The organism is Marinovum algicola (genome assembly GCF_900109145.1).
Classification (GTDB): domain Bacteria; phylum Pseudomonadota; class Alphaproteobacteria; order Rhodobacterales; family Rhodobacteraceae; genus Marinovum; species Marinovum algicola.
Window position 1 is genome coordinate 1 of the sequence record NZ_FNYY01000007.1, and the last position, 21,620, is coordinate 21,620.

General features: G+C 64.1%; 24 protein-coding genes. 17 read left to right on the forward strand and 7 right to left on the reverse strand.

The window, feature by feature from the left end:
* Positions 1-5: 5 nt before the first annotated feature.
* Complete coding sequence (locus tag BMW90_RS11160) at positions 6-701, reverse strand: GntR family transcriptional regulator (protein ID WP_074836622.1); 696 nt, start codon at positions 699-701, stop codon at positions 6-8.
* Between the two features lie 251 nt (positions 702-952).
* On the opposite strand from BMW90_RS11160, the gene BMW90_RS11165 reads away from it, so the two are divergent.
* The 11 genes from BMW90_RS11165 to tig all read left to right on the forward strand — a co-directional run bounded on the left by BMW90_RS11165 (position 953) and on the right by tig (position 12,984).
* Positions 953-2,056 carry an ABC transporter ATP-binding protein gene (locus tag BMW90_RS11165; protein WP_048532124.1) on the forward strand — a complete coding sequence of 368 codons (1,104 nt, stop codon included), beginning with the start codon at positions 953-955 and terminating at the stop codon, positions 2,054-2,056.
* Positions 2,053-3,057, forward strand: a complete 1,005-nt coding sequence (locus BMW90_RS11170; protein ID WP_082154489.1) for an ABC transporter permease — start codon at positions 2,053-2,055, stop codon at positions 3,055-3,057. The genes BMW90_RS11165 and BMW90_RS11170 overlap by 4 nt, the downstream gene beginning before the upstream one ends.
* 13 nt (positions 3,058-3,070) lie before the next feature.
* The gene (locus BMW90_RS11175) at positions 3,071-3,952 is read left to right on the forward strand and encodes a carbohydrate ABC transporter permease (protein ID WP_048532123.1); all 882 of its coding nucleotides are present in this window, start codon (positions 3,071-3,073) and stop codon (positions 3,950-3,952) included.
* A 111-nt stretch (positions 3,953-4,063) separates the two neighbouring features.
* Positions 4,064-5,635, forward strand: coding sequence for an extracellular solute-binding protein (locus BMW90_RS11180; protein ID WP_244526490.1), 1,572 nt, complete (start codon positions 4,064-4,066; stop codon positions 5,633-5,635).
* Positions 5,636-5,720: 85 nt separating this feature from the next.
* Positions 5,721-8,051 (forward strand): DUF4962 domain-containing protein, encoded by a 2,331-nt coding sequence (locus BMW90_RS11185; protein ID WP_074836623.1) that lies wholly within the window; start codon positions 5,721-5,723, stop codon positions 8,049-8,051.
* Between the two features lie 38 nt (positions 8,052-8,089).
* Positions 8,090-8,422: a cupin domain-containing protein gene (locus BMW90_RS11190; RefSeq protein ID WP_074836624.1), complete on the forward strand. Its 333-nt coding sequence runs from the start codon at positions 8,090-8,092 to the stop codon at positions 8,420-8,422.
* Between the two features lie 38 nt (positions 8,423-8,460).
* Positions 8,461-9,342, forward strand: coding sequence for an NAD(P)-dependent oxidoreductase (locus BMW90_RS11195; RefSeq protein ID WP_048532120.1), 882 nt, complete (start codon positions 8,461-8,463; stop codon positions 9,340-9,342).
* A gap of 267 nt (positions 9,343-9,609) precedes the next feature.
* The gene (locus tag BMW90_RS11200) at positions 9,610-10,290 is read left to right on the forward strand and encodes a GntR family transcriptional regulator (protein WP_074836625.1); all 681 of its coding nucleotides are present in this window, start codon (positions 9,610-9,612) and stop codon (positions 10,288-10,290) included.
* 184 nt (positions 10,291-10,474) lie between these two features.
* Entirely contained in the window at positions 10,475-10,954 is a 480-nt protein-coding gene (locus tag BMW90_RS11205) for a peptidase associated/transthyretin-like domain-containing protein (protein WP_074836626.1), read from the forward strand.
* Positions 10,951-11,544, forward strand: coding sequence for a ferric reductase-like transmembrane domain-containing protein (locus BMW90_RS11210; protein WP_244526491.1), 594 nt, complete (start codon positions 10,951-10,953; stop codon positions 11,542-11,544). Before BMW90_RS11205 ends, BMW90_RS11210 begins: the two co-directional genes overlap by 4 nt.
* A gap of 108 nt (positions 11,545-11,652) precedes the next feature.
* On the forward strand, positions 11,653-12,984 hold the full coding sequence (gene tig, locus BMW90_RS11215; RefSeq protein ID WP_074836627.1) for a trigger factor: 1,332 nt from the start codon (positions 11,653-11,655) through the stop codon (positions 12,982-12,984).
* Between the two features lie 68 nt (positions 12,985-13,052).
* Here the strand turns inward: tig and BMW90_RS11220 are convergent, their stop codons facing one another.
* From BMW90_RS11220 to rpsF, 5 genes are all read right to left on the reverse strand, one after another.
* Entirely contained in the window at positions 13,053-13,853 is an 801-nt protein-coding gene (locus BMW90_RS11220; RefSeq protein WP_074836628.1) for a methyltransferase domain-containing protein, read from the reverse strand.
* Between the two features lie 139 nt (positions 13,854-13,992).
* Positions 13,993-14,226 carry a hypothetical protein gene (locus tag BMW90_RS11225; protein ID WP_074836629.1) on the reverse strand — a complete coding sequence of 78 codons (234 nt, stop codon included), beginning with the start codon at positions 14,224-14,226 and terminating at the stop codon, positions 13,993-13,995.
* Positions 14,227-14,443: 217 nt separating this feature from the next.
* Positions 14,444-15,076 (reverse strand): 50S ribosomal protein L9, encoded by a 633-nt coding sequence (gene rplI, locus BMW90_RS11230; protein WP_048532115.1) that lies wholly within the window; start codon positions 15,074-15,076, stop codon positions 14,444-14,446.
* Positions 15,077-15,088: 12 nt separating this feature from the next.
* Complete coding sequence (gene rpsR / locus BMW90_RS11235) at positions 15,089-15,316, reverse strand: 30S ribosomal protein S18 (protein ID WP_005982441.1); 228 nt, start codon at positions 15,314-15,316, stop codon at positions 15,089-15,091.
* A 19-nt stretch (positions 15,317-15,335) separates the two neighbouring features.
* Positions 15,336-15,692 (reverse strand): 30S ribosomal protein S6, encoded by a 357-nt coding sequence (gene rpsF / locus BMW90_RS11240; RefSeq protein ID WP_048532114.1) that lies wholly within the window; start codon positions 15,690-15,692, stop codon positions 15,336-15,338.
* Positions 15,693-15,967: 275 nt separating this feature from the next.
* Between rpsF and BMW90_RS11245 the strand changes: the two genes are divergently transcribed.
* The 6 genes from BMW90_RS11245 to mltG all read left to right on the forward strand — a co-directional run bounded on the left by BMW90_RS11245 (position 15,968) and on the right by mltG (position 21,213).
* Positions 15,968-16,222: a hypothetical protein gene (locus tag BMW90_RS11245; protein WP_139211339.1), complete on the forward strand. Its 255-nt coding sequence runs from the start codon at positions 15,968-15,970 to the stop codon at positions 16,220-16,222.
* 167 nt (positions 16,223-16,389) lie between these two features.
* Entirely contained in the window at positions 16,390-17,328 is a 939-nt protein-coding gene (gene fabD / locus BMW90_RS11250) for an ACP S-malonyltransferase (RefSeq protein ID WP_074836631.1), read from the forward strand.
* Between the two features lie 36 nt (positions 17,329-17,364).
* Complete coding sequence (gene fabG, locus BMW90_RS11255) at positions 17,365-18,102, forward strand: 3-oxoacyl-[acyl-carrier-protein] reductase (protein WP_074836632.1); 738 nt, start codon at positions 17,365-17,367, stop codon at positions 18,100-18,102.
* Positions 18,103-18,320: 218 nt separating this feature from the next.
* Positions 18,321-18,560, forward strand: a complete 240-nt coding sequence (locus tag BMW90_RS11260; protein WP_048532110.1) for an acyl carrier protein — start codon at positions 18,321-18,323, stop codon at positions 18,558-18,560.
* Between the two features lie 236 nt (positions 18,561-18,796).
* A complete protein-coding gene (gene fabF, locus BMW90_RS11265) occupies positions 18,797-20,053 on the forward strand; it encodes a beta-ketoacyl-ACP synthase II (RefSeq protein WP_048532109.1) in 1,257 nt (418 codons plus the stop codon).
* Between the two features lie 5 nt (positions 20,054-20,058).
* A complete protein-coding gene (mltG, locus tag BMW90_RS11270; protein ID WP_074836633.1) occupies positions 20,059-21,213 on the forward strand; it encodes an endolytic transglycosylase MltG in 1,155 nt (384 codons plus the stop codon).
* Positions 21,214-21,265: 52 nt separating this feature from the next.
* On the opposite strand, the gene BMW90_RS11275 is transcribed toward mltG, so the two are convergent.
* A complete protein-coding gene (locus BMW90_RS11275; RefSeq protein ID WP_244526492.1) occupies positions 21,266-21,541 on the reverse strand; it encodes a DUF6552 family protein in 276 nt (91 codons plus the stop codon).
* Between the last annotated feature and the right edge of the window lie 79 nt (positions 21,542-21,620).

Here is a 21,620-nt window from a genome sequence, read left to right on the forward strand (position 1 = left end):
CCCTGTCACTTTTCATTTTCGAAGTATGAAGCGTTGTCTTTGGTTATTTTTTCGAGGGTGGAGTCGAGTCTTTTGAGGTGTTTCATTCCGTTGGCGACGGCGGTTTCGGGGTCTCCTTGGAGGATGGCGGTTGCGATGGCTTCGTGGTCGGCGAGGAGCTGGGGCATGCGGTCCTGTTTGGCGAGGCCGAGCAGGCAGAGGCGGTCGACCTTGGCCTTTTCGGCGGCGATCACCTCGAAGGCGAAGGCGGCGCCGGCGATGGTGCAGAGGGCGCGGTGGAAGGCGTAGTCGAGGGCGCTGAAGCCATGGGCGTCGCCGGCGGCGAGGGCGGCGCGCTGGCGGGAGAGTTCCTGGGTCAGGGCCTGGCGGGCGGCGGCCTGGGTCTCGGCGGCGGCCAGGGCGGCGCGGCGCAGCACCTCGGCCTCGACGGCGGCGCGGACAAAGCGCGACTTCTCGATCTCGCGGGCCGAGAACCGCTTCACCTCGGTGGCGCGCTGCGGCCGGATCAGCAGCAGGTCGAGATTGGCCAGCCGGGTGAAGGCATCGCGCACCGGCTGGCGCGAGACGCCGAAGCGGGCGGCGATCTCGGCCTCGGAGATGCGGTCGCCGGGGCGCAGGCGCAGGGCGTCGATCTCGGCGCGCAGGTGGTCGAAGATCTCGTCGACGGCGGTGCGCCGGTCGCTGGACAGGCTGTGTGGCATCCCTCGGGTCTCCCTGTGCGGGGCCGGCGGCTGCCCCCTGATGGCTGTGGCTGCGGCGCCGGCGCGCCGGGCCCCTTGGGGGGTCTGGCGGGCGCCCTGCCGAACTTCATACTAGTATTCCAGATTTGTTACTAGTATACCAGTCTTAAGTTAGCCCCGAATCGCACCGCCATGCAACTGATTGGGGGCGGCATCCGCACAGGCGGGACCGGCGGGGGCCGGGCGCCGGCAACTTTAACGGAGGAGAGGACATGTCGGGAGTTCGTTTGGAGGGCATCGTCAAGGCCTATGGCGCGGTGCAGGTGGTGCATGGCATCGACCTCGAGGTGGCGGAGAAGGAGTTTGTCGTGCTGGTCGGGCCCTCGGGCTGCGGCAAGTCGACGACGCTGCGGATGATCGCCGGGCTGGAAGAGATCAGCGACGGCGATCTGACGATCGACGGCCGGCATGTGAACCGGGTGGCGCCGAAGGATCGCGACGTGGCGATGGTGTTCCAGAACTACGCGCTCTACCCGCATCTCAACGTCGCCGACAACATCGCCTTCGGGCTGCGCATCCGCAAGGAAAGCAAGGACCACATCGCCGCCTCGGTCGATGAGGTCGGCGGCATCCTCGGGCTCACGCCCTATCTCGAGCGGCGGCCGGCGGATCTCTCGGGCGGCCAGCGCCAGCGGGTCGCCATGGGCCGTGCCATCGTGCGCCGGCCCAAGGTCTTCCTGTTCGACGAGCCGCTGTCGAACCTCGACGCCAAGCTGCGCACCCAGATGCGGGCCGAGATCAAGCGGCTGCACAAGCGGCTCGGCGCGACCTCGATCTATGTCACCCACGACCAGGTCGAGGCGATGACCCTGGCCGATCGCATCGTGGTCATGCACGACGGGCGGATCGAGCAGATCGGCAGCCCGATGGAGCTCTTCCTGAACCCGGCCAACACCTTTGTCGCGGGCTTTCTCGGCTCGCCGCCGATGAACATGATCCGCGCGCAGGTGGTGGCCGGCGATCGCGGCCCGGTGGCCGAGTTCGACGGCCAGCGCATCCAGCTGCAACCGATCCCGTCGTTGCAGAACGCGGTCGGCCAGACGGTCATTCTCGGCATCCGGCCCGAGTTCGTCGCGGTCGCCGGGGCCTCCGACCCGACCCGGGTCGGCCTCGATGTCGATCTGGTCGAGACCCTGGGCTCGGAGGCGCTGATCCATGCCAGCCTGCAGGGCGAGCCCTTTGTCATCCGCACCGAGACGGTGGGCCAGATGCACATCCTCGACGGCATCTCGGGCTTCACCATCGCGCCGCATCTGATCAAGGTCTTCGACGCCGAGACCGGCCGGACGCTGCCCGGGCAGGTGCTGGAACAATGAGCAACGATCCCAACTTCACCGGCGCCGCCGGCCCGGCGACCGAAGAGCTGATCTTCGACGCCTCCGAGGCGCGGCGCGCGCGCCGGCCGAGCCGCATCCAGAGGGTGGGCGACCACCTGCGCCGGGAATGGCAGCTCTATGTCATGCTGATCCCGACCATCCTGTGGCTGGCGGTCTTTCTCTACAAGCCGATGTACGGGCTTCAGATCGCCTTCAAGGATTACTCGATCTTCCGCGGCGTGGCGGCCAGCCCCTGGATCGGCTTCGAGCACTTCCAGACGCTGTTCGGCAACGACCAGTTCCTGCGGGCGCTGAAGAACACCATCATCATCTCCTTCTACGGGCTGCTCTTCGGCTTTCCGATGCCGATCATCCTGGCGCTGATGTTCAACGAGATCCTCAAGCAGAGCTTCAAGAAGACGGCGCAGACCATCGTCTATCTGCCGCACTTCATCTCGAGCGTGATCATCGCCGGCATCGTGATCACCGCCTTCAGCCCCTCCGCGGGCATCGTCAACACCTTCCTCGGCTGGATCGGGGTGGAGCCGATCTACTTCCTGACCAAGCCCGAATGGTTCCGGCCGATCTTTGTCGGCACCGGCATCTGGCAGGAGGCGGGCTTCCAGTCGATCGTCTATCTGGCGGCCATCGCCGGGGTCTCGCCGACGCTGTATGAATCGGCCGTGGTCGATGGTGCCAGCCGCTGGCAGATGATGTGGAAGATCACCATTCCCTCGATCCTGCCGACGATCATCATCATGCTGATCATCCGCATCGGCAACATGCTCGAGATCAGCTTCGAGATGATCATCCTGCTCTATCAGCCGGCGACCTACGAGACGGCGGATGTGGTCAATACCTTCATCTACCGCCAGGGCATCCAGGGCGGGCAATACGATCTGGCGGCGGCCGCGGGCCTGTTCAACGCGGTGGTGGCCTTCGTGCTGGTGATGACGGCGAACACGATCTCCAAGCGCTATTCGCGCACCTCGCTCTGGTAAGGGAGGACCGGACATGACCAACATGAACCTCTATTCGCGCGGCGACAGGCTCTTTGTCATCGTCAACATGGTGCTGATCGGCCTGTTCACCATCTCGACGCTCTATCCCTTCATCTACATCGCCTCGATGTCGATGAGCACCGGCTTCGAGGCCCGCGCCGGCAATGTCATCCTGACCCCGGTGGGCTTCACGCTGGAGGCCTACAAGCAGGTGCTCTCCGAGCCGCTGTTCTGGTCGTCTTACGCCAACACCTTCATCTACACCATCGGCGGCACGCTGATGAGCCTGGCCTTCATCATCCCCGGCGCCTATGCGCTGTCCAAGCCGCAGCTCTACGGCCGGCGGTTCTGGAACCTGGTGGTGGCCTTCACCATGTGGTTCAACGCCGGCCTCATTCCGTTCTTCCTGAACATGCGCGATCTGGGCCTGCTCGACAGCTACTTCGGCATCATCATCGGCTTTGCGGTCAACGGCTTCAACATCATCCTGCTGCGCAACTTCTTCGAGGGCATTCCGCGGAGCTTCGAAGAGGCCGCGCGGATGGACGGCGCCAACGAGTTCCAGGTGCTGTGGAAGGTCTATGTGCCGCTTTCCAAGCCGGCGATCGCCACCGTGGCGCTGTTCTGCATCGTGTCGCGCTGGAACGGCTTCTTCTGGGCCATGGTGCTGCTCCAGGACGAGGACAAGATCCCGCTCCAGGTCTATCTGCGCAAGGTGATCGTCGAGCTCTCGGACGACGAGGAGTTCGCCACCTCGCTGCTGACCGCGGCCTATTCGGTCGAGACCGTGACCGCGGCGATCATCGTCTGTTCGATCATCCCGATCCTGATGATCTACCCCTTCCTGCAGAAATACTTCTCCAAGGGCATCCTGCTCGGCGGGGTGAAGGAGTGAGCGGCGCCCGGACAGGGCTCCGGCGGAGCCCTGTCCGGGCGCGAACGCCCGAGGCCCTCCCGAGGGCCTGGCAACCGAAGACCGAATGAATTCGCATAAAGGGAGGACACCATGCGAAACCTGTCACTGACCATGCTGGCGACGACGGCCTTGACGGCGGCCATCGCCGTGCCGGCGTCTGCCGAAAGCCATCTGCCGATCACCGAGGAGCCGCTCGAGCTGACGATCCACATGCATTGGCCGCGCGCCCAGGGCTATGGCCCCGGCGGCGACACCTCGAAGCTCTACCCGGTCGAGGAAGTGGCCCGCGAGAAAACCAATATCCACCTGATCGACCAGACCTCGGGCCGCAACACCAAGGACAACAACGAGGCGATGAACCTGCTGCTCGCCACCGGCGATCTGCCCGACATCGTCGGCGGCAACCTGATCAAGCAGCCGGTCAACCAGTACGGCCCCGAGGGCGCCTTCGTGCCGCTCAACGATCTGGTCGAGGACCATGCGCCCAACATCAAGGCCTGGTTCGACGACCATCCCGAGATCTGGGATGCGATCAAGGCCTATGACGGCAATGTCTATTACATCCCCTATCTGCCGGACGGCAAATACGCCCGCGCCTGGTTCGTCCGCCAGGACTGGCTCGACGCGCTGGGGCTGGAGGCGCCCGACAACGTGGAAGAACTCTACGACGTGCTGGTGGCCTTCCGCGATCAGGACCCCAACGGCAACGGCGTGCAGGACGAGATCCCCTTCTTCGTGCGCGACTGGGAAGAGGTGCTGCGGCTGCTGACGCTCTGGGATGCGCGTTCGACCGGGGCGGATGTCTATCACCAGTTCTACGTCAAGGACGGCCGCGTGGTGCATCCTTACGCCCAGGAGGCCTATCGCGACGGTCTGGCCAATATCGCGCAATGGTACGAGGAAGGCCTGATCGACCCCGAGGTCTTCACCCGCGGCTCCTCGGCGCGCGACTATCTGCTGGGCGAGAACCTGGGCGGCATGACGCACGACTGGTTCGCTTCCACCTCGGGTTACAACGTGGCGCTGGAAGACAAGGTCGAAGGCTTCAACTTCATCCCCTTCCTGCCGCCGAAATCGGTCTCGGGCGTGCGCATCGAGGAAAACCGCCGCATCCCGATGAAGCCCGACGGCTGGGCGATCTCCTATTCCAACGACCATCCGGTCGAGACCATCAAGTACTTCGACTACTGGTTCTCGGAAGAAGGGGCGCTGCTCGCCAACTTCGGCGTCGAGGGCAAGACCTGGGACATGATCGACGGCGCGCCGGTCTACAAGGACGAGGTGCTGAGCTCGGGCCAGCCGGTCAACAGCCAGATGTATCTCGAGGGCGCGCAGGTCTATCGCGGCTACCCGCAGGACTACCGCTACGAATGGCAATGGACCCGCGACAGCGCGCGCAAGGGCATCGAGCTCTATGACACCGAGGACCTGCTGATCGAGCAGTTCCTGGGCGTCGCCTTCAACAAGGAGGAGCAGGAGGTCTACGACCGGTACTTCCCCTCGATCCAGACCTACATGCTGGAGCGCCAGCAGGCCTGGATTCTCGGCTCCGGCGACATCCAGGAGGACTGGGACAGCTACATCGAGACCCTGAACAAGATGGGTTACGAGGAGGTGCTCGAGGTGATGAACTCGGCCTACGAGCGCCAGTACGGCGGCTAGGCCAGAGCCCCCCGGACAGACCCGCCTGCGGCCGTCGCCGGCCGCAGGCTCCCCGAATCTTCCCCGCAAGCAACAGGATATCCCGATGCCCGGCGCCACCGCCCCCACGCTCGACGAACCCAGAACCGGCCGCCTGACGATCCAGTATGCGCCCGACGCGGAGACCCCGATCGTCGAGAACCCGCCGCGCTTCACCTGGCTGCCGGTGATCGAAGACGAGGCGCTCTATCTGCTGCGCCTGTCGCAGGACCCGGCCTTTCCCGCCGCCGAGACCCGAACCCACGGGCCGGTGCCGCTCAACTTCTTCACCCCCGACCGGGTGCTCGAGCCCGGCACCTGGCACTGGGCCTATGCGGTCTGCGACGCCGAGGGCCAGCCGGTCACCGGCTGGAGCGCCACCCGGCAGTTCACCCTGGCCGAGGGCTTGCCGGAAACCCCGCTGCCCGGCCGCGCCAGCCGCTTTGCCGAGGCCCCCGAAAGCCACCCGCGGCTCTGGCTCGACGCCGCCCGGCTCGAGACCTTCCGCAAGGCGGTGAAGGCCGATCCCGACCATTGCACCTGGGCGCGCTTCTACGAGAAATCCGTCCTGCCCTGGATGGACCGCGAGATCACCCGCGAGCCGGCGGGCTATCCCGGCCACCAGCGCACCGCGCCGGTCTGGCGCCAGACCTACATCGAGTTGCAGGAGGTGATCTATGCCATCCGTCACCTCGCCATCGGCGGCCAGGTGACCGGCGACCAGGCGATGCTCGACCGCGCCAGGGACTGGCTGCTGGAGGTGGCTTCCTGGGATCCGATGGGGGTGACCAGCCGTGCCTATACCGACGAATGGGCCTACCGCGTCACCAATGCCCTGGCCTGGGGCTACGACTGGCTTTACGACCAGCTCTCCGACGACGAGCGCAGGCTGGTGCGCGACGCGCTGCACGAACGCACCCGCGACATTGCCGAACACGCCATCCTCAACGCCAAGATCCACCTCTTTCCCTATGACAGCCATGCGGTGCGCTCGGTCTCGCTGACCCTGGTGCCGGCCTGTATCGCGCTCTTGGGCGAGGACGAGGGCGAGAACGGCAGCGGCGAGGCCCGCGACTGGCTGAACTACTGCATCGAGTTCCTCGCCACGGTCTATTCGCCCTGGGGCGATGCCGATGGCGGCTGGGCCGAGGGCACCAACTACTGGATGATGGGCATGGCCTATCTGATCGAGGCCGCCAACCGGCTGAAGAGCTTTGCCGGCATCGACCTCTACCAGCGCCCCTTCTTCCGCAACACCGGCGACTTCCCGCTCTATTGCAAGGCGCCGAACACCCGCCGCGCCACCTTCGGCGACGACAGCACCCAGGGCGATCTGCCCTGCATCAAGACCGGCATCAACCTGCGGCAATACGCCGGCGTCACCGGCAATGGCGCCTATCAATGGTACCATGAGGAGCTGGCCCGGCTGAACCCCGGCACCGAGGGCGCCTTCTACAACTGGGGCTGGTGGGACACCCATTTTGACGAGCTGACCTATCTCACCGACTTCCCCCTGGTCGAAGCTACGGATCCGCCCTCGGGCATGCGCCACTTCAAGGGCATCGGCTGGGTCGGCATCCAGCACGAGATGGCCGACCCCGACCGCCATATCCAGTTCGTGTTCAAAAGCAGCACGTTCGGCTCGATCAGCCACAGCCACGGCGACCAGAACGCCTTCTGCCTGGCCGCCTTCGGCGAGGACCTGGCGGTGCAATCGGGCTATTACGTCGCCTTCAACTCATCGATGCACCGCAACTGGCGGCGCCAGACCCGGTCGAAAAACGCCATCCTGATCAATGGCAAGGGCCAATATGCCGACAAGGACAAGGCCCGCGCCATGGCCGCAACCGGCACGATCCTCGCCGCCGAGCAGCGCGACGACCACATCTACATCCACGGCGACGCCACCGCCGCCTATCAGAGCCTCTCGCCCGAGGTCACCCGCGCCGGCCGCGAAGTCTACTTCGTGAACGGCAGCTACTTCGTCATCGTCGACAGCGTCGATGCCGACGCAGCCGTCACCATCGACTGGCTGCTGCATGCCAACCAGCCCTACGACCTCGGCCGGACCTCCTTCCGCATGACCGGCGAGACGGCGGGCTTCTACGGCCAGGTGGTCTGGTCCGAGGCCGGCAAGCCCGAACTCAGCCAGGTCACCGGCTTCCCCGGCGTCGACCCGGCCGATTACGCCGGCCTGCCCGAAAGCACCTGCCTGCACGCGACATACCCCGCCGCCAGACGCCACCGCATCGCCACCCTGCTGGTGCCCTACCGGCGCTCCGAACCCAAACGCATCTTCAACTTCATGGACGACCAGGGCTACGACGCCGACCTCTACTTCACCGACCCGGACGAAAACACATTCAAAATTACCCTCAAAAAACTCGCAAAATCATGAGCCGAGCACGAGGGACCCCAACGACACGGAGATGAGACATGACAGTAAAGAACTACTTCCCGGGGAGCGAAAACCAGCTCTTCGACGCCGGTGGCGGGCTGACCCGGAAGGTCGGCGCCTATAATGACAATGCGATGGTGGTCGAGGTGCATTTCGACACCGGCACGGTGGCAGCGCGCCACCACCATCCACACGAGCAGATCACCTATGTGATCTCGGGCAAATTCGAATTCACGGTGGGCGACGAGACCTACATCGTTGCCGCCGGCGACTCGCTCTACAAGCAGCCCAATATCGAACACGGCGCCACCTGTCTCGAGGCCGGTACGCTGCTGGATATCTTCACGCCGCATCGGGAAGATTTCCTATGAAAGACAATCCTCAAGACCAACTTAACGGAGTACATGGCATGACCAAACCTGTCATCGGGTTCATCGGCCTCGGCCTCATGGGCGGCAATATGGTGGAGAACCTTCAGAAGCGGGGCTACGAGCTCATCGTGATGGATCTCAATACCGAGGCCGTGGCAAAATGCCTCGCGCGTGGCAAGGCGCGCGAGGCGGCCTCGGCCAGGGAACTGGCGGAGGCCAGCGACATCGTGATGCTCTGTCTGACCAAGTCGGACGTGGTCGAAAAGATCGTCTATGCCGAGGACGGCATCCTTGCCGGCATTCGCGAAGGCGCGGTGCTGATCGATTTCGGCACTTCGATCCCGGCCTCGACCCGCAAGATCGGCGCCGACCTGGCCAAAAAGGGCGCCGGCATGATCGACGCGCCGCTGGGCCGCACCCCGGCCCATGCCACCGACGGGCTGCTCAATATCATGGCCGCCGGCGACAAGGCGACCTTTGACAAGGTCAAGCCGGTGCTGGAAGAGCAGGGCGAGAATGTCTTCTACCTGGGCGCGCTCGGGGCCGGTCACACCACCAAGCTGATCAACAATTTCATGGGCATGACCACGGTCTGCACCATGAGCCAGGCCTTTGCCGTTGCCGACAGGGCGGGTGTCGATCGCCAGCAGCTCTACCACATCATGTCGACCGGCCCGTCGAATTCGCCGTTCATGGGCTTCTGCAAGAACTATGCCGTGGATGGCGTCAGCGACCTGGGCTTTTCGATCAACAATGCCAACAAGGATCTGGGCTATTTCCTCGAGATGGCCAAGGATCTGGGCACGCGGGCCGAGATTGCCGAGGGCACCTCGCACAATCTTCAGGCTGCGGTCGACGCCGGCCTGGGCGAGGGCAATGTTCCGGAGATCTTCGATTATTTCATGACCCTCGAGCGATGAGGCCTCCGGCGGGAAGGCTTGCCTTTCCGCCGCTCGCCGGCGCGCATGGGCCGGCGGCAACGGCGGCGCCCGCTAGCGCGGGCCAACCGCCACGTTTGAATTGATTCCGCCGCACAAGTCATTATTTAACGGCATGACACGGTGAGACTGGTCTATAATGGCAGAATTCCGCGCGTTTTCGACGTGAAACGCGACATTCCGAGGCTCCAGCTTGGCAGCAGCGCTTTCGTAAGGGAATTTGACATATAGACGACGGGGAGTGACGGCATGCTGAAAACTATGGATACGCCGGTGGCACGGACATCGACCGACATGGTCTTCAATGCGCTCTACGAAGAGATCTCGACGTTGAAGCTCCTGCCGGGGACCAAGATGTCCGAGGCCGAGGTGGCCAACCGCATGGGCGTGTCGCGGCAGCCGGTGCGCGATGCCTTCAACCGGCTGGGCAACATGGGGCTGCTGCTGATCCGGCCGCAGCGCGCCACGGTGGTACGCGGTTTCTCGATGGACGAGATCCAGAATTCGCGGTTCATCCGGCTGGCGGTCGAGCTCGAGGTCATCCGGGAGGCCTGCGCGGTCTGGGACGCCGAAAAGGCCGGGCTGCTCGAGGCCAGCCTGGCCGAGCAGCGGGCGGTGATCGACGCTGGCCAGAATGACCGATTTCACGCGATGGACTATGATTTCCACCGACTGATCTGCGAACTCGGCGGCCGGCCGCTGGCCTTCGAGACGATCGAACGATGCAAGCAGACGGTCGATCGGCTCTGCGTGCTGAGCTTTGGCCAGGAACGGGCCCTGAGCGATGTTTTTGGCGATCACTGCGATATCGCGCAGGCGCTGGCGGCGCGCGACGAACAGGCTGTGCGCGATGTCATGCGGCGCCATCTGCGGCGGTTGGACGAGACCGTCACCCAGATCCATTCGGCGCATGCGGATTACTTTGAATAACCGGACCCGAAAGCGGGCGGGCAGGGGCCGCGCCGCCCCGGCTCACGCAATCGTGGGCGCAATGTGTTTGGCGCAGGCGGCTCCGGTTCTTGGGGGCTGCGCCCAAAGACGGTAAACTCGGTCAGGTAATTGTAACGGTTGCCGACAGCGCCCGGCTGCGGGCCTGTCCGACAGGAGAGTTTCCATGCCTCAACTTCCAATCCGACGCCGACACCTGATTGCCGCCGGTGGCGCGGCTCTGGCTCTGGGACTGATATCACCCCTGGCCGCGCAGTCGGTCACGCCGACGCGCACGATGCGGGGTGGTGCCAACAATTACCGCCCCGGCGCGCCGATCGTCGACCGCATCGGCGGCGGCGGCTTCTGGATGAGCGGCACCGTGCGCCGCGCCGGCGACGGCGCGCCGCTTGCCGGCCAGCGCATCCAGATCTGGGCGCATACCACCGAAGGCCACGAACGCGACCCGCAGAGCCACGGCGCGACGCTGACCGACGAGAACGGCATGTTCCGGCTGGAGATGCCGCAGATCGTGCCGGCCTTTGGCCAGCCGCATGGCCATTTGGCCTATGACAGCGGCGATTATGAGACGGTGTTTCTGCGCCCGGTGATGGGCAGCGCGCGCGACACCAGTCTGGAGGCGCATTTCGTCCTGCAACCGGCGTGAGGGGGCCGGGCCGGCTGCCTGCGGCGCTGATCTGGGCGGGGCTCGGGCTGGCGCTGGGCCTTCCCTTGATCGCGGCGGCGGACAGCCCCTTGCTGGCCTATCGCCGACCGGTCTATATCGCGGCCGGCTTTGCCGGGGTGGTCGGGCTGATGCTGCTGGCGGTGCAGCCCCTGCTGGCGGCAGGCCTGCTGCCGGGGCTGTCGCCGAGGCAGAGCCGGCGGCTGCACCGGTTTGCGGGTGCGGCGCTGGTGCTGGCGGTGATCGGACATGTGGTGGGGCTCTGGATCACCAGCCCGCCGGATGTGATCGACGTGCTGCTCCTGCGGTCGCCGACGCCGTTTTCGATCTGGGGCGTGCTGGCGATGTGGGCGCTGTTTGCCAGCGCCACGCTGGCCGTGCTGCGCCGCCGCCTGGCCTCTCGGCTCTGGCGCCGGGCGCATCGCGGGCTGGCGCTGGTGATCGTTGCCGGGACGGTGGCGCATGCGCTTCTGATTCAGGGCACGATGGAGCCGGTGAGCAAGGCCGGTCTCAGCATTCTGGCCGGGCTTGCGGTGCTCTGGGCCGTGGCGGGGCGAAACTCTGCCCGGTAGCCGCCCGGACGTGCAGATCCGCCTTGCACGCTTGGGCGGGGGCGCTTAGAAGACCCCAGATTTGAAATAGGCGGGCTGGGACTCGCCCTCGAACTTATGGGGAATGGGATGCAGGTCACCGAGACTCTGAACGAAGGTCTGAAGCGCGAATACGCGATCACCGTCAGCGCCGCCGAGCTGGAAGAAAAGGTCAACGAAAAGCTGGCCGAAGCCCAGCCCGAGATCGAGATGAAGGGCTTTCGCAAGGGCAAGGTGCCGATGCCGCTGCTGAAGAAGCAGTTCGGCCAGCGTCTGCTGGGCGAAGCGATGCAGGAAACCATCGACGGCGCGATGAACCAGCATTTCGAAGCCAGCGGCGACAAGCCGGCGCTTCAGCCCGAGATCAAGATGACCAACGAGGACTGGAAAGAGGGCGACGACGTCAATGTCGAGATGTCCTATGAAAAGCTGCCCGAAATCCCCGAGGTCGATCTGAAATCCATCTCGCTCGAGAAGATGACCGCCAAGGCCGGTGACGACGAGGTGGACGAGGCGCTGAAGAACCTCGCCGAGACCGCGCAGGACTTCAAGGCCCGCGACGAAGGTGCGGCCGCCGCAGACGGTGATCAGGTGGTCTTTGATTTCGTCGGCAAGGTCGACGGCGAAGCCTTCGAAGGTGGCTCGGCCGAGGATTACCCGCTGGTGCTGGGCTCCGGTTCGTTCATCCCGGGTTTCGAGGAGCAGCTGGTCGGCGCCAAGGCCGGCGAGGAAAAGGACGTCACCGTCACTTTCCCCGAGGAATACCAGGCCGAGCATCTGGCCGGCAAGGAAGCGGTTTTCTCTTGCACCATCAAAGAGGTGAAGGAGCCGGTTGCGGCAGAGCTCGATGACGAACTGGCCAAGAAATTCGGCGCCGAGTCGCTGGATGCGCTGAAAGAGCAGATCCGGGAGCGTCTGGAAGCCGAATACGCCGGTGCCGCGCGCCAGGTGACCAAGCGGGCGCTGCTCGACAAGCTGGACGAGATGGTGAAATTCGACCTGCCGCCGACGCTGGTGGAGGCCGAGGCCAAACAGATCGCGCACCAGCTGTGGCACGAGGAAAACCCGGACGTGGAAGGCCACGATCACCCCGAGATCGAGCCGACCGACGAGCACAACAAGCTGGCCGAGCGCCGCGTGCGCCTGGGGCTTCTGCTGGCCGAACTGGGCCAGAAAGCCGAAGTGCAGGTGTCGGACGCCGAGATGACCCAGGCGATCATGAACCAGGCGCGCCAGTACCCCGGTCAGGAACGCCAGTTCTTTGAATTCGTGCAGCAGAACCAGCAGATGCAGCAGCAGATGCGCGCGCCGATCTTTGAAGACAAGGTCGTCGACTACATTCTCGAGCTGGCCGAGGTGACCGAGAAAGAGGTCTCCAAGGAAGAGCTTCAGAAGGCTGTCGAAGAGCTCGACGAAGAATAATCAGCACACCTCATGTGCTGAATTCGGGCCGTTCCCCCTCGGGGGGCGGCCTTTTTTCTTGGGTACTATCAGATCTTTTGCGCGATGGCGGTGGCAATGGCCTGATATCCGTAGAGCCGGCCATCGGCGGCGCGCTGAGCATGTTCGGCGATCAGCGCATCGGCCAGCCCCTGACCGATCAGCCCCCGGGTCACCATGTCGCGGGTGGTGATCTCTACCCAGGGCAGCATCTGGGCTTCAGTGATGATGACGCGGCTTTGCACATCGAAATGGTCGAGTCTCAGGCCGGCGTCGGCAATCAGCCCGCGCAGCCGGCCGACGAGGTGCGGGTCGGTCACATAGGTGCGGACGAATTCCTTGGCACAGCAATCAAGCGGATCATTGGCGGCGCTGGCAAGCGCGGCCTTGGAAAAATCGACATCTGCCACGACCAGCCAGCCGCCGGTGCGGAGCGCGCGCGCGGCTTCGGCCAAGAGGGTCTCCGGCGCAACGACGTGGGTCAGCACGGTGTGCAGGATGGCATTGTCGACGCTGTTGTCGGCGACAGGCAGGGTGGCGCCGTCGGCCTGTTCAAATCTCAGATTGTCGAAGTTGGGCGCGCGGGCCCTTGCCTCTTTGACAAAGCCTGCCGAGGGTTCGTAGCCGATCACCTGCGCCGGCGCGGCATGTTTGGCGATACGGCGGGTCACCGCGCCGGCCCCGGCGCCGATTTCGACGGTCAGGCTGTCCTTGGCGAAATCCAGCCGCGAGAGATAGCCGGCAACGAGCGCCTCCATTGTCGGGTCGCTTTGACGGATTTCCATGGTATCGGCAAAGATCTTGATGAATTCGGGCCCCGCGGCATCGACGTTCTGAAACGGATCGGTCATGTCAGTCGCTCCCTGTCACACGCAAGGGCAGTCTACACCGTTTCGGGATTTCTCGCGCCGCCGTGTCAGACTTGAAAAGGCCGCCTCGGGAGGGAGAGGCGACCTTTCCATAGGCCGGAGGCATCCGGGGACAAGGAATTTACCGGCCGTCGTTTCCGAACCGCGTTTTCATGCGCGCGATCGCTTCCGCCACGCGGCGGGTGGTGCTGGCCTCCGCCAGCGCGGCGTTGCGGGCAGCCAGAATGTCTGCGTGGCTGCGCTCTGCCGCGGAGAGCGGGGCGTCGATCAATCGAAGGACACGGGCCGATGCAAGCGAATAGAAGACCGCGCCGGGTGCCGGGGCGACGTTCTGAACCAGTCCTTTCTGTGCCATGGCTGCAATCTTCCGTAATCGTTACTGTATACTTTTACCGGTACTCTTTATGTCGAAGCATCGGCCCGTTTGCCTTCCTTGGTGTTGTACCGCGTCTGGGCGATACACGGCAAAGCTGCTGGCGGATACGCGGGCCATCCTTTCAGGTATGCCAAATGACAAAAGGCCGTGCGTCGGGGACGCACGGCCTTCGAAAGTATAGGGATGGACCGGGAAATCAGCCGCGGTCTTCTTCCGGTTGTTCTTCGCCGGAGTCGTCCTGGACCACTTCGGCCAGATCGTCGTCGTCCGAAGCGGCCGAGCCGATATCGTCGAACAGTTCCGCGATCTCGAATTCGGCGGCGGCTTCTTCTTCCGCGGCCAGTTCCTGGATCGACTTGCCCGAGGCTTGCAGTTCGGCCTCTTCAGGCGAACGTGCGACGTTGAGGTTGACGGTGGCCATCACCTCGGGGTGCAGGTGCACCTCGATCTCGTGCAGGCCCAGTTCCTTGATCGGCTGACGGATCAGGATCTGCTTGCGGTCGATCGAGAAGCCCTCTTCGGTGGCCACGTTGGCCGCGTCACGGGTGGTGACCGAGCCATAGAGCGAACCGCCGTCGGAGGCCTGGCGAATCACGACGAACTGCTGGCCGTCGAGACGCGATGCCAGAGCTTCGGCTTCTTTCTTGGTTTCCAGGTTGCGCGCTTCGAGCTGGGCTTTCTGCGCCTCGAATGCCTCGATGTTGGCTTTCGACGCGGTCAGCGCCTTGCCTTGCAGCAGCAGGTAGTTGCGGGCGAAGCCGGGCTTGACGTCGACGACGTCGCCCATCTGGCCGAGCTTGGCCACGCGTTCGAGAAGGATGACTTGCATGTGCTTAACTCCTTACTTCACAGCGTAGGGCAGCAGCGCGAGGAAGCGGGCGCGTTTGATGGCGCGGGCCAGTTCACGTTGCTTCTTGGCCGAGACGGCGGTGATCCGGGACGGCACGATCTTGCCGCGCTCGGAAATGTAGCGCTGAAGAAGGCGGGTGTCCTTGTAGTCGATCTTGGGTGCATTGTCGCCCGAGAAGGGGCAGACCTTGCGGCGGCGGAAAAACGGTTTTGCGGCCATGGGTTAGCTCTCCTTCGACTTAGCGGCGTTCACGACGGCGGTCTTCGCGCTCGTCACGTTTCTGCATCTGGATCGACGGACCTTCCTGGTGCTCGTCGACCTTGATGGTCAGCACGCGCATCACGTCGTCATGCAGGCGCATCAGGCGTTCCATTTCCTGCACGGCGTCCGACGGGGCGTCGGTGCGCATGTAGGCATAGTGGCCCTTGCGGTTCTTGTTGATCTTGTAGGCCATGGTCTTGACACCCCAGTACTCGGTGTCGACGACCTTGCCGCCGTTGTCGGACAGGACAGTGCCGAAATGCTCGACGAGGCTTTCGGCCTGCGCGCCGGAGAGATCCTGGCGCGAGATAAAGACATGCTCATAAAGGGGCATGTGCACTCCATTTATATCAAGGCGCATTTCAAAGGGCGGGGCCATGTCCTTTCGCCCCCAACCCACGAGAGACTGCGCGGTTCATACGTCTTGCGAAAGGATGGCCCGATATACAGCCTCGGGCACAAATGGCAAGGGGGCTGGGGGCGGCTGCGGCCCGTTGACGGCCCGTTGACGCCCCGGGGGCGGATCGTTCCGCCTCTTTTCCCTGTTTGTGCCGCATTCCTGCCGGAATTCGCGCGGAACCTCTCCAATATGCCAATGGGAGAAGCCAGATGACCGTAGCCAGCCTCTTGATGCGCGCCGACCCCGAGAGAGAGACCGAAATGAACGCGGACATGATTGCACGGTGGTTTGTCCGACTGGTTGGCCTGTCGCTGGTGGTCGCAAGCCTGGGCATGTGGGTCGCGCCCAATGCCGCGACGCTGCCGGAACTGATGATGATAAAGCTCTGCGCCTCCTTCTTCTTTGCGTTGACTGGTGGCTATCTGCTGTATTTCGCCCGAACGCCAAAGTCTTCGCGCGGCTGAGCGGGGCGGCTGGGTCGCACCGCCGAACCGATTCGACCGGCTGTCCGCCTGACTGGCGCGGCCGGTTTTTCTTTTGAATTTCTCCGCACTGCGGCGTGGCATAGACATTGCAGTCGGGTTTCGTGGCGCGTATCCATGGCAAAACGACGCTGCAACAGAGGGATGGTATGGGCCGCGCATTTGTTTTTCCGGGACAGGGGGCACAGGCGATCGGTATGGGCAAGGCCCTCGCTGATGCCTATCCGGCGGCGAAAGCCGTTTTTGAAGAGGTCGACGAGGCGCTCGGCGAAAAGCTCTCTGACCTGATCTGGGAAGGCGATGCGGCCGATCTGACCCTGACGCAGAATGCCCAGCCGGCGCTTATGGCGACCTCGCTGGCGGCGATGCGCGCGCTCGAGGCCGAGGGCATCGATGTGACGGCGGCCAACTATGTCGCAGGGCATTCGCTGGGGGAATATTCGGCGCTGGCCGCCGCGGGTTCTTTGAGCATCGGCGATTGTGCACGTCTTCTGCGCACCCGGGGCAAGGCAATGCAGGCGGCGGTGCCGGTCGGCGAGGGCGCGATGGCGGCGCTGCTGGGGCTTGACCTCGAACGCGCGCGCAAGGTCGCGGCCGAGGCAGCACAGGGCGAGATCTGTGCGGCGGCAAATGACAATGACCCCGGTCAGGTGGTCGTCTCAGGCCACAAGGCGGCGGTGGAACGCGCGGTCGAGCTGGCCAAGGCGGCCGGCGCGCGGCGCGCGGTGCTGCTGCCGGTGAGCGCGCCGTTCCATTGCAAGCTGATGGAGCCGGCCTCGCATGTGATGGCCGATGCGTTGGACGATGTGCAGATCCACCGGCCCAAGGTGCCGCTGGTGGCCAATGTGGTGGCCGAGGCGGTGAGCGATCCGGCGACAATCCGCTCGCTTCTGGTCAATCAGATCACCGGTGCCGTGCGCTGGCGCGAGAGCGTGCAGTGGATGGCCCGTCACGGCGTCACCGATCTTTGGGAAATCGGCGCCGGCAAGGCGCTGATCGGCATGGTGCGGCGGATCGATCGGGATATCGCCACCCGCAACATCGGCACGCCCGAAGACGTGGTGGCGGCAAAGGATGCGCTGGCCTGAGCGCCGGCGCCACAAGCAAGACAAGAGGAAGAGCGGATGTTTGATCTGAGCGGGAAATCTGCGCTGGTGACCGGGGCATCGGGCGGCATCGGCGGCGCGATCGCCAAGGCGCTGCACGGGGCGGGGGCGACCGTCGGCCTGAGCGGCACGCGCGAGGCGCCTTTGCAGGAACTGGCGGCGGAACTGGGCGAGCGGGCGCATGTGCTGCCCTGCAACCTGAGCGATCTGGACGCCGTCGAAGCGCTGCCGAAACAGGCCGCCGAGGCGATGGGCGCGGTCGATATCCTGGTGAACAATGCCGGCATCACCCGGGATAACCTGTTCATGCGGATGTCGGATGACGAATGGAATTCGGTGCTTTCCGTCAATCTCACCTCGTCAATGAAGCTCTGCAAGGGGGTGATGCGCGGAATGATGAAGGCGCGTTGGGGGCGGATCGTGAATATCTCGTCGATTGTTGGCGCCACCGGCAACCCCGGGCAGGCGAACTATGCCGCGTCGAAGGCCGGGATGATCGGCATGGGCAAATCGCTGGCCTATGAGGTGGCGAGCCGCGGCATCACGGTGAACGCCATTGCGCCCGGTTTCATTGCCACCGCGATGACCGACAAGCTGACCGACGACCAGAAGGAAAAGATCAACGTGCAGATTCCCGCCGCGCGCATGGGAACGCCCGAGGAAATCGCCGCCGCAGTCCTCTATCTGTCGAGCCCGGAAGCCGGGTATGTGACGGGTGCGACGCTGCATGTGAACGGCGGAATGGCCATGATCTGACGCCATGACCGGTTCTCCCGGAAAGCGTTTGCCAATCGCTGCTCTTATGCTATAGGCGCGTGGAAATCCGGGGGGGCTCGTGCTGGCCTGGATCGACCTGCTTATGCGGGGAACAGGCCAAAGGCCAACCGCCGCCTCGGGAGGGGCAAGTAAAGTTCGAACCCCTCGGGGCACGGGCAAAACAGGGCCAAAGGCCCAAGACGATGAGGATTAAAGATATGAGCGACGTCGCAGATCGCGTGAAGAAAATCGTTGTGGAACACCTCGGTGTCGAAGAAGGCAAAGTTGTCGAAGGCGCGTCGTTCATCGACGACCTCGGCGCAGACAGCCTTGACACCGTGGAACTGGTGATGGCGTTCGAAGAAGAATTCGGCATCGAGATCCCCGATGACGCCGCCGAGAATATCCAGACCTTCGGCGATGCGGTCAAATTCATCAACGACGCGAAAGAAGCGTAAGAACGCTTTGATCCGTCAGGATTTTATGGGAACGGCGTGCCTTTTTAGGTGCGCCGTTTTCCGTCGTGACGCACGGCGCGGCAAGCGGCCGTGACAGGGCTTGTCAGTTGCCGCAGAGCCGGCTTCCGACATAGGGTTCCGATACGCGGGGGCTTGCCCATCCGGCATCGCTTTCCCTTGCCCCTCTTCCCCCTGTCGGGGTAAGAGCGTGCAACTTGTTTCAAAGGGGCAACACCATGCGCAGAGTAGTTGTGACAGGGCTTGGTCTGGTGACACCGCTGGCTTGCGGCGTCGAGGAGAGCTGGAAGGCGATTCTGGAAGGCAAATCGGGCGCGGGCACGATCACCCGGTTCGATGCCAGCCAACTGGCCACCACCTATGCGTGCGAAGTGCCGCATGGCGACGGCACCGACGGCACCTTCAACGCCGATGACTGGATGGCGCCGAAAGAACGCCGCAAGGTCGACGATTTCATCCTGTACGGCGTTGCCGCCGCCGAGCAGGCGGTGAAGGATGCCGGCTGGACGCCGGAGGACAAGGAAAGCCTCGAGACCACCGGTGTGTTGATCGGGTCGGGCATTGGCGGGCTGAACTCGATCGCCGAGACCGCCGTGCTGATCAAGGAACGCGGGCCGCGCAGGGTGTCGCCTTTCTTTATTCCCGGCGCGCTGATCAACCTGATTTCGGGCCAGGTGTCGATCCGCTATGGCTTCAAGGGGCCGAACCATTCGGTGGTGACCGCCTGTTCGACCGGCGCCCATGCGATCGGCGATGCGGCCCGGATCATCAAGGACGGCGATGCCGAGGTGATGATCGCCGGTGGTGCCGAGGCGGCGATTTCCGAGATCGGCATTGCCGGCTTCAACGCCTGCAAGGCGCTGAGCACCAAGCGCGGCGACGCGCCGGAAACCGCCAGCCGGCCGTATGATGCCGACCGCGACGGTTTTGTCATGGGCGAGGGCGCCGGTGTTGTCGTGCTGGAGGAATACGAGCACGCCAAGGCACGTGGCGCGAAAATCTACGCCGAGGTCGTGGGATACGGCATGTCGGGCGACGCCTATCACATCACCGCCCCGTCGGAGGATGGCGAAGGCGCCGAGCGTTGCATGAAGATGGCGCTGAAAAAGGCCGGCGTTGGCCCGTCGATGATCGATTACATCAATGCGCATGGCACCTCGACCATGGCCGACACCATCGAGCTTGGCGCGGTTGAGCGGCTGATGGGTGAGGCGGCGTCGAAGGTGACCATGTCCTCGACCAAATCGGCCACCGGGCACCTTCTGGGCGCCGCCGGCGCGATCGAGGCGATTTTCTCGATACTGGCGATCCGCGACCAGGTGGCGCCGCCCACCATCAACCTCGACAATCCGGCGGTAGAGACCAAGGTTGACCTGGCGCCGAATGCAAAACGCGAGCGCGAAATCAATTACGCGCTGTCGAACTCCTTTGGCTTTGGCGGCACCAACGCTTCGGTCATCTTCAAGAAGGTCTGAAATACATGTGGCGCAGTATCGCCTCGAATGCCCTGAGCTTCTTTGTCGTCGCCATCTTTCTGGCTGGCGGCGCCTTGCTCTGGGCGCAGGGGGAATATTCGGCGGAAGGGCCGCTGGAGGCGCCGATCTGCCTCGAGGTGGCGCGGGGGTCGAACTTTTCGCGTGTCTCTCGCGATCTGGCCGGGCAGGGTGCGATTTCCAGCGGCTTTCTGTTTCGCGTCGGTGCCGACTATGCCGACAAGACCGACGCGCTGAAGGCGGGGTCTTTCCTTGTGCCCGAGGGTGCGAGCATGGCCGAGATCGTCGATACCGTGACCCGGGGCGGGGCCAGCACCTGCGGCACCGAGGTTGTTTATCGGATCGGCGTCAACCGGGTTACCGCCGAAGTGCGCGAGCTTGACCCCGAGACCCAGCGCTTTGTCGAGCTGGCGAAGTTCGTGCCGGGTGAAGACGAGGTGCCGGAAGACTACAGCCGCGTCCGCGGAGCTGCCGATACCCGCTACCGGATCGCGCTGGCCGAGGGGGTGACCAGCTGGCAGGTTGTCGAGGAACTCAAGGCGCTCGACGTGCTGGAAGGTGCGGTGGCGGAGCTGCCGCCGGAAGGCACTCTGGCGCCGGACAGCTACGAGCTTCGGGTCGGCCAGACGCGGGCCTCGATTGTCGAGGAAATGCAGCGGCGGCAGACGGCCATCGTGGCCGAGGCCTGGGCCAACCGGAGCGAGGGACTTCCCTTCGACACGCCGGAAGAGATGCTGACCCTGGCCTCGATCATCGAAAAGGAAACCGGGGTGGCCGGCGAGCGCGGGATGGTGGCGAGCGTCTTTGTCAACCGTCTGAACGAGGGCATGCGGCTTCAGACCGACCCGACGGTGATCTATGGCATCACCGAGGGCAAGGGCGTGCTGGGCCGCGGGCTGCGGCAGAGCGAGCTGCGTGGCGCGACGCCTTATAACACCTATGTCATCAATGGCTTGCCGCCGACGCCAATCGCCAACCCCGGGGCGGCTGCGATTCAGGCGGCGGTGGCGCCGGAAGACACCGATTTCCTGTTCTTTGTGGCCGATGGCACCGGCGGGCACGCCTTTGCCGAGACCCTGGCAGAACACAACGCCAATGTCGCCAAGTGGCGGCAGATCGAGGCCGAGCGCAGCGGCAACTGAGTGGCGTGACGCTGGACCGGAAGGCAGGCCCTTGTGGCCTGCCTTTTGCGTTTCAGGCGGCGAAGATTCCGGCCACCATTGAGCCGAAGGCGATGACGTGGATCAGGATCACGGCACGATCTTTCCATAGCAATCCGACAACGAACCAGCCGATCAGACCGAGCAGGAACAGGTAGATGTTCCACGGCACGAGGCCGAAGCCGGTGGCGGCATACCCCATGATCTGAAAGATCGAGGCGAGCCATTTGATCACGGTGACAGGCGCGGCCCGGGTGATGCCGTGCCGGGCGGAATGGGTGAGGTCCTGGGCGGTAAGGGATTGGCTCATTGTAGAATTCCTGTTTCCTGCGGCTTGGATGTGGTAGATATGCGGCAGGCAAGGCGTGTCGTGAAGCCAGATGATGGCC

What these genes read in the sequence shown, in the direction of transcription:
- BMW90_RS11245 (WP_139211339.1), top strand. Translation starts at nt 15,968, where the DNA reads ATGACCGTAGCCAGCCTCTTGATGCGCGCCGACCCCGAGAGAGAGACC.
- BMW90_RS11160 (WP_074836622.1), bottom strand. Translation starts at nt 701, where the DNA reads ATGCCACACAGCCTGTCCAGCGACCGGCGCACCGCCGTCGACGAGATC.
- BMW90_RS11225 (WP_074836629.1), bottom strand. Translation starts at nt 14,226, where the DNA reads ATGGCACAGAAAGGACTGGTTCAGAACGTCGCCCCGGCACCCGGCGCG.
- rpsR (WP_005982441.1), bottom strand. Translation starts at nt 15,316, where the DNA reads ATGGCCGCAAAACCGTTTTTCCGCCGCCGCAAGGTCTGCCCCTTCTCG.
- BMW90_RS11180 (WP_244526490.1), top strand. Translation starts at nt 4,064, where the DNA reads ATGCGAAACCTGTCACTGACCATGCTGGCGACGACGGCCTTGACGGCG.
- fabD (WP_074836631.1), top strand. Translation starts at nt 16,390, where the DNA reads ATGGGCCGCGCATTTGTTTTTCCGGGACAGGGGGCACAGGCGATCGGT.
- rplI (WP_048532115.1), bottom strand. Translation starts at nt 15,076, where the DNA reads ATGCAAGTCATCCTTCTCGAACGCGTGGCCAAGCTCGGCCAGATGGGC.
- mltG (WP_074836633.1), top strand. Translation starts at nt 20,059, where the DNA reads ATGTGGCGCAGTATCGCCTCGAATGCCCTGAGCTTCTTTGTCGTCGCC.
- BMW90_RS11175 (WP_048532123.1), top strand. Translation starts at nt 3,071, where the DNA reads ATGACCAACATGAACCTCTATTCGCGCGGCGACAGGCTCTTTGTCATC.
- BMW90_RS11165 (WP_048532124.1), top strand. Translation starts at nt 953, where the DNA reads ATGTCGGGAGTTCGTTTGGAGGGCATCGTCAAGGCCTATGGCGCGGTG.
- fabG (WP_074836632.1), top strand. Translation starts at nt 17,365, where the DNA reads ATGTTTGATCTGAGCGGGAAATCTGCGCTGGTGACCGGGGCATCGGGC.
- fabF (WP_048532109.1), top strand. Translation starts at nt 18,797, where the DNA reads ATGCGCAGAGTAGTTGTGACAGGGCTTGGTCTGGTGACACCGCTGGCT.
- BMW90_RS11185 (WP_074836623.1), top strand. Translation starts at nt 5,721, where the DNA reads ATGCCCGGCGCCACCGCCCCCACGCTCGACGAACCCAGAACCGGCCGC.
- BMW90_RS11205 (WP_074836626.1), top strand. Translation starts at nt 10,475, where the DNA reads ATGCCTCAACTTCCAATCCGACGCCGACACCTGATTGCCGCCGGTGGC.
- tig (WP_074836627.1), top strand. Translation starts at nt 11,653, where the DNA reads ATGCAGGTCACCGAGACTCTGAACGAAGGTCTGAAGCGCGAATACGCG.
- BMW90_RS11200 (WP_074836625.1), top strand. Translation starts at nt 9,610, where the DNA reads ATGCTGAAAACTATGGATACGCCGGTGGCACGGACATCGACCGACATG.
- BMW90_RS11195 (WP_048532120.1), top strand. Translation starts at nt 8,461, where the DNA reads ATGACCAAACCTGTCATCGGGTTCATCGGCCTCGGCCTCATGGGCGGC.
- BMW90_RS11220 (WP_074836628.1), bottom strand. Translation starts at nt 13,853, where the DNA reads ATGACCGATCCGTTTCAGAACGTCGATGCCGCGGGGCCCGAATTCATC.
- BMW90_RS11275 (WP_244526492.1), bottom strand. Translation starts at nt 21,541, where the DNA reads ATGAGCCAATCCCTTACCGCCCAGGACCTCACCCATTCCGCCCGGCAC.
- BMW90_RS11190 (WP_074836624.1), top strand. Translation starts at nt 8,090, where the DNA reads ATGACAGTAAAGAACTACTTCCCGGGGAGCGAAAACCAGCTCTTCGAC.
- BMW90_RS11260 (WP_048532110.1), top strand. Translation starts at nt 18,321, where the DNA reads ATGAGCGACGTCGCAGATCGCGTGAAGAAAATCGTTGTGGAACACCTC.
- rpsF (WP_048532114.1), bottom strand. Translation starts at nt 15,692, where the DNA reads ATGCCCCTTTATGAGCATGTCTTTATCTCGCGCCAGGATCTCTCCGGC.
- BMW90_RS11170 (WP_082154489.1), top strand. Translation starts at nt 2,053, where the DNA reads ATGAGCAACGATCCCAACTTCACCGGCGCCGCCGGCCCGGCGACCGAA.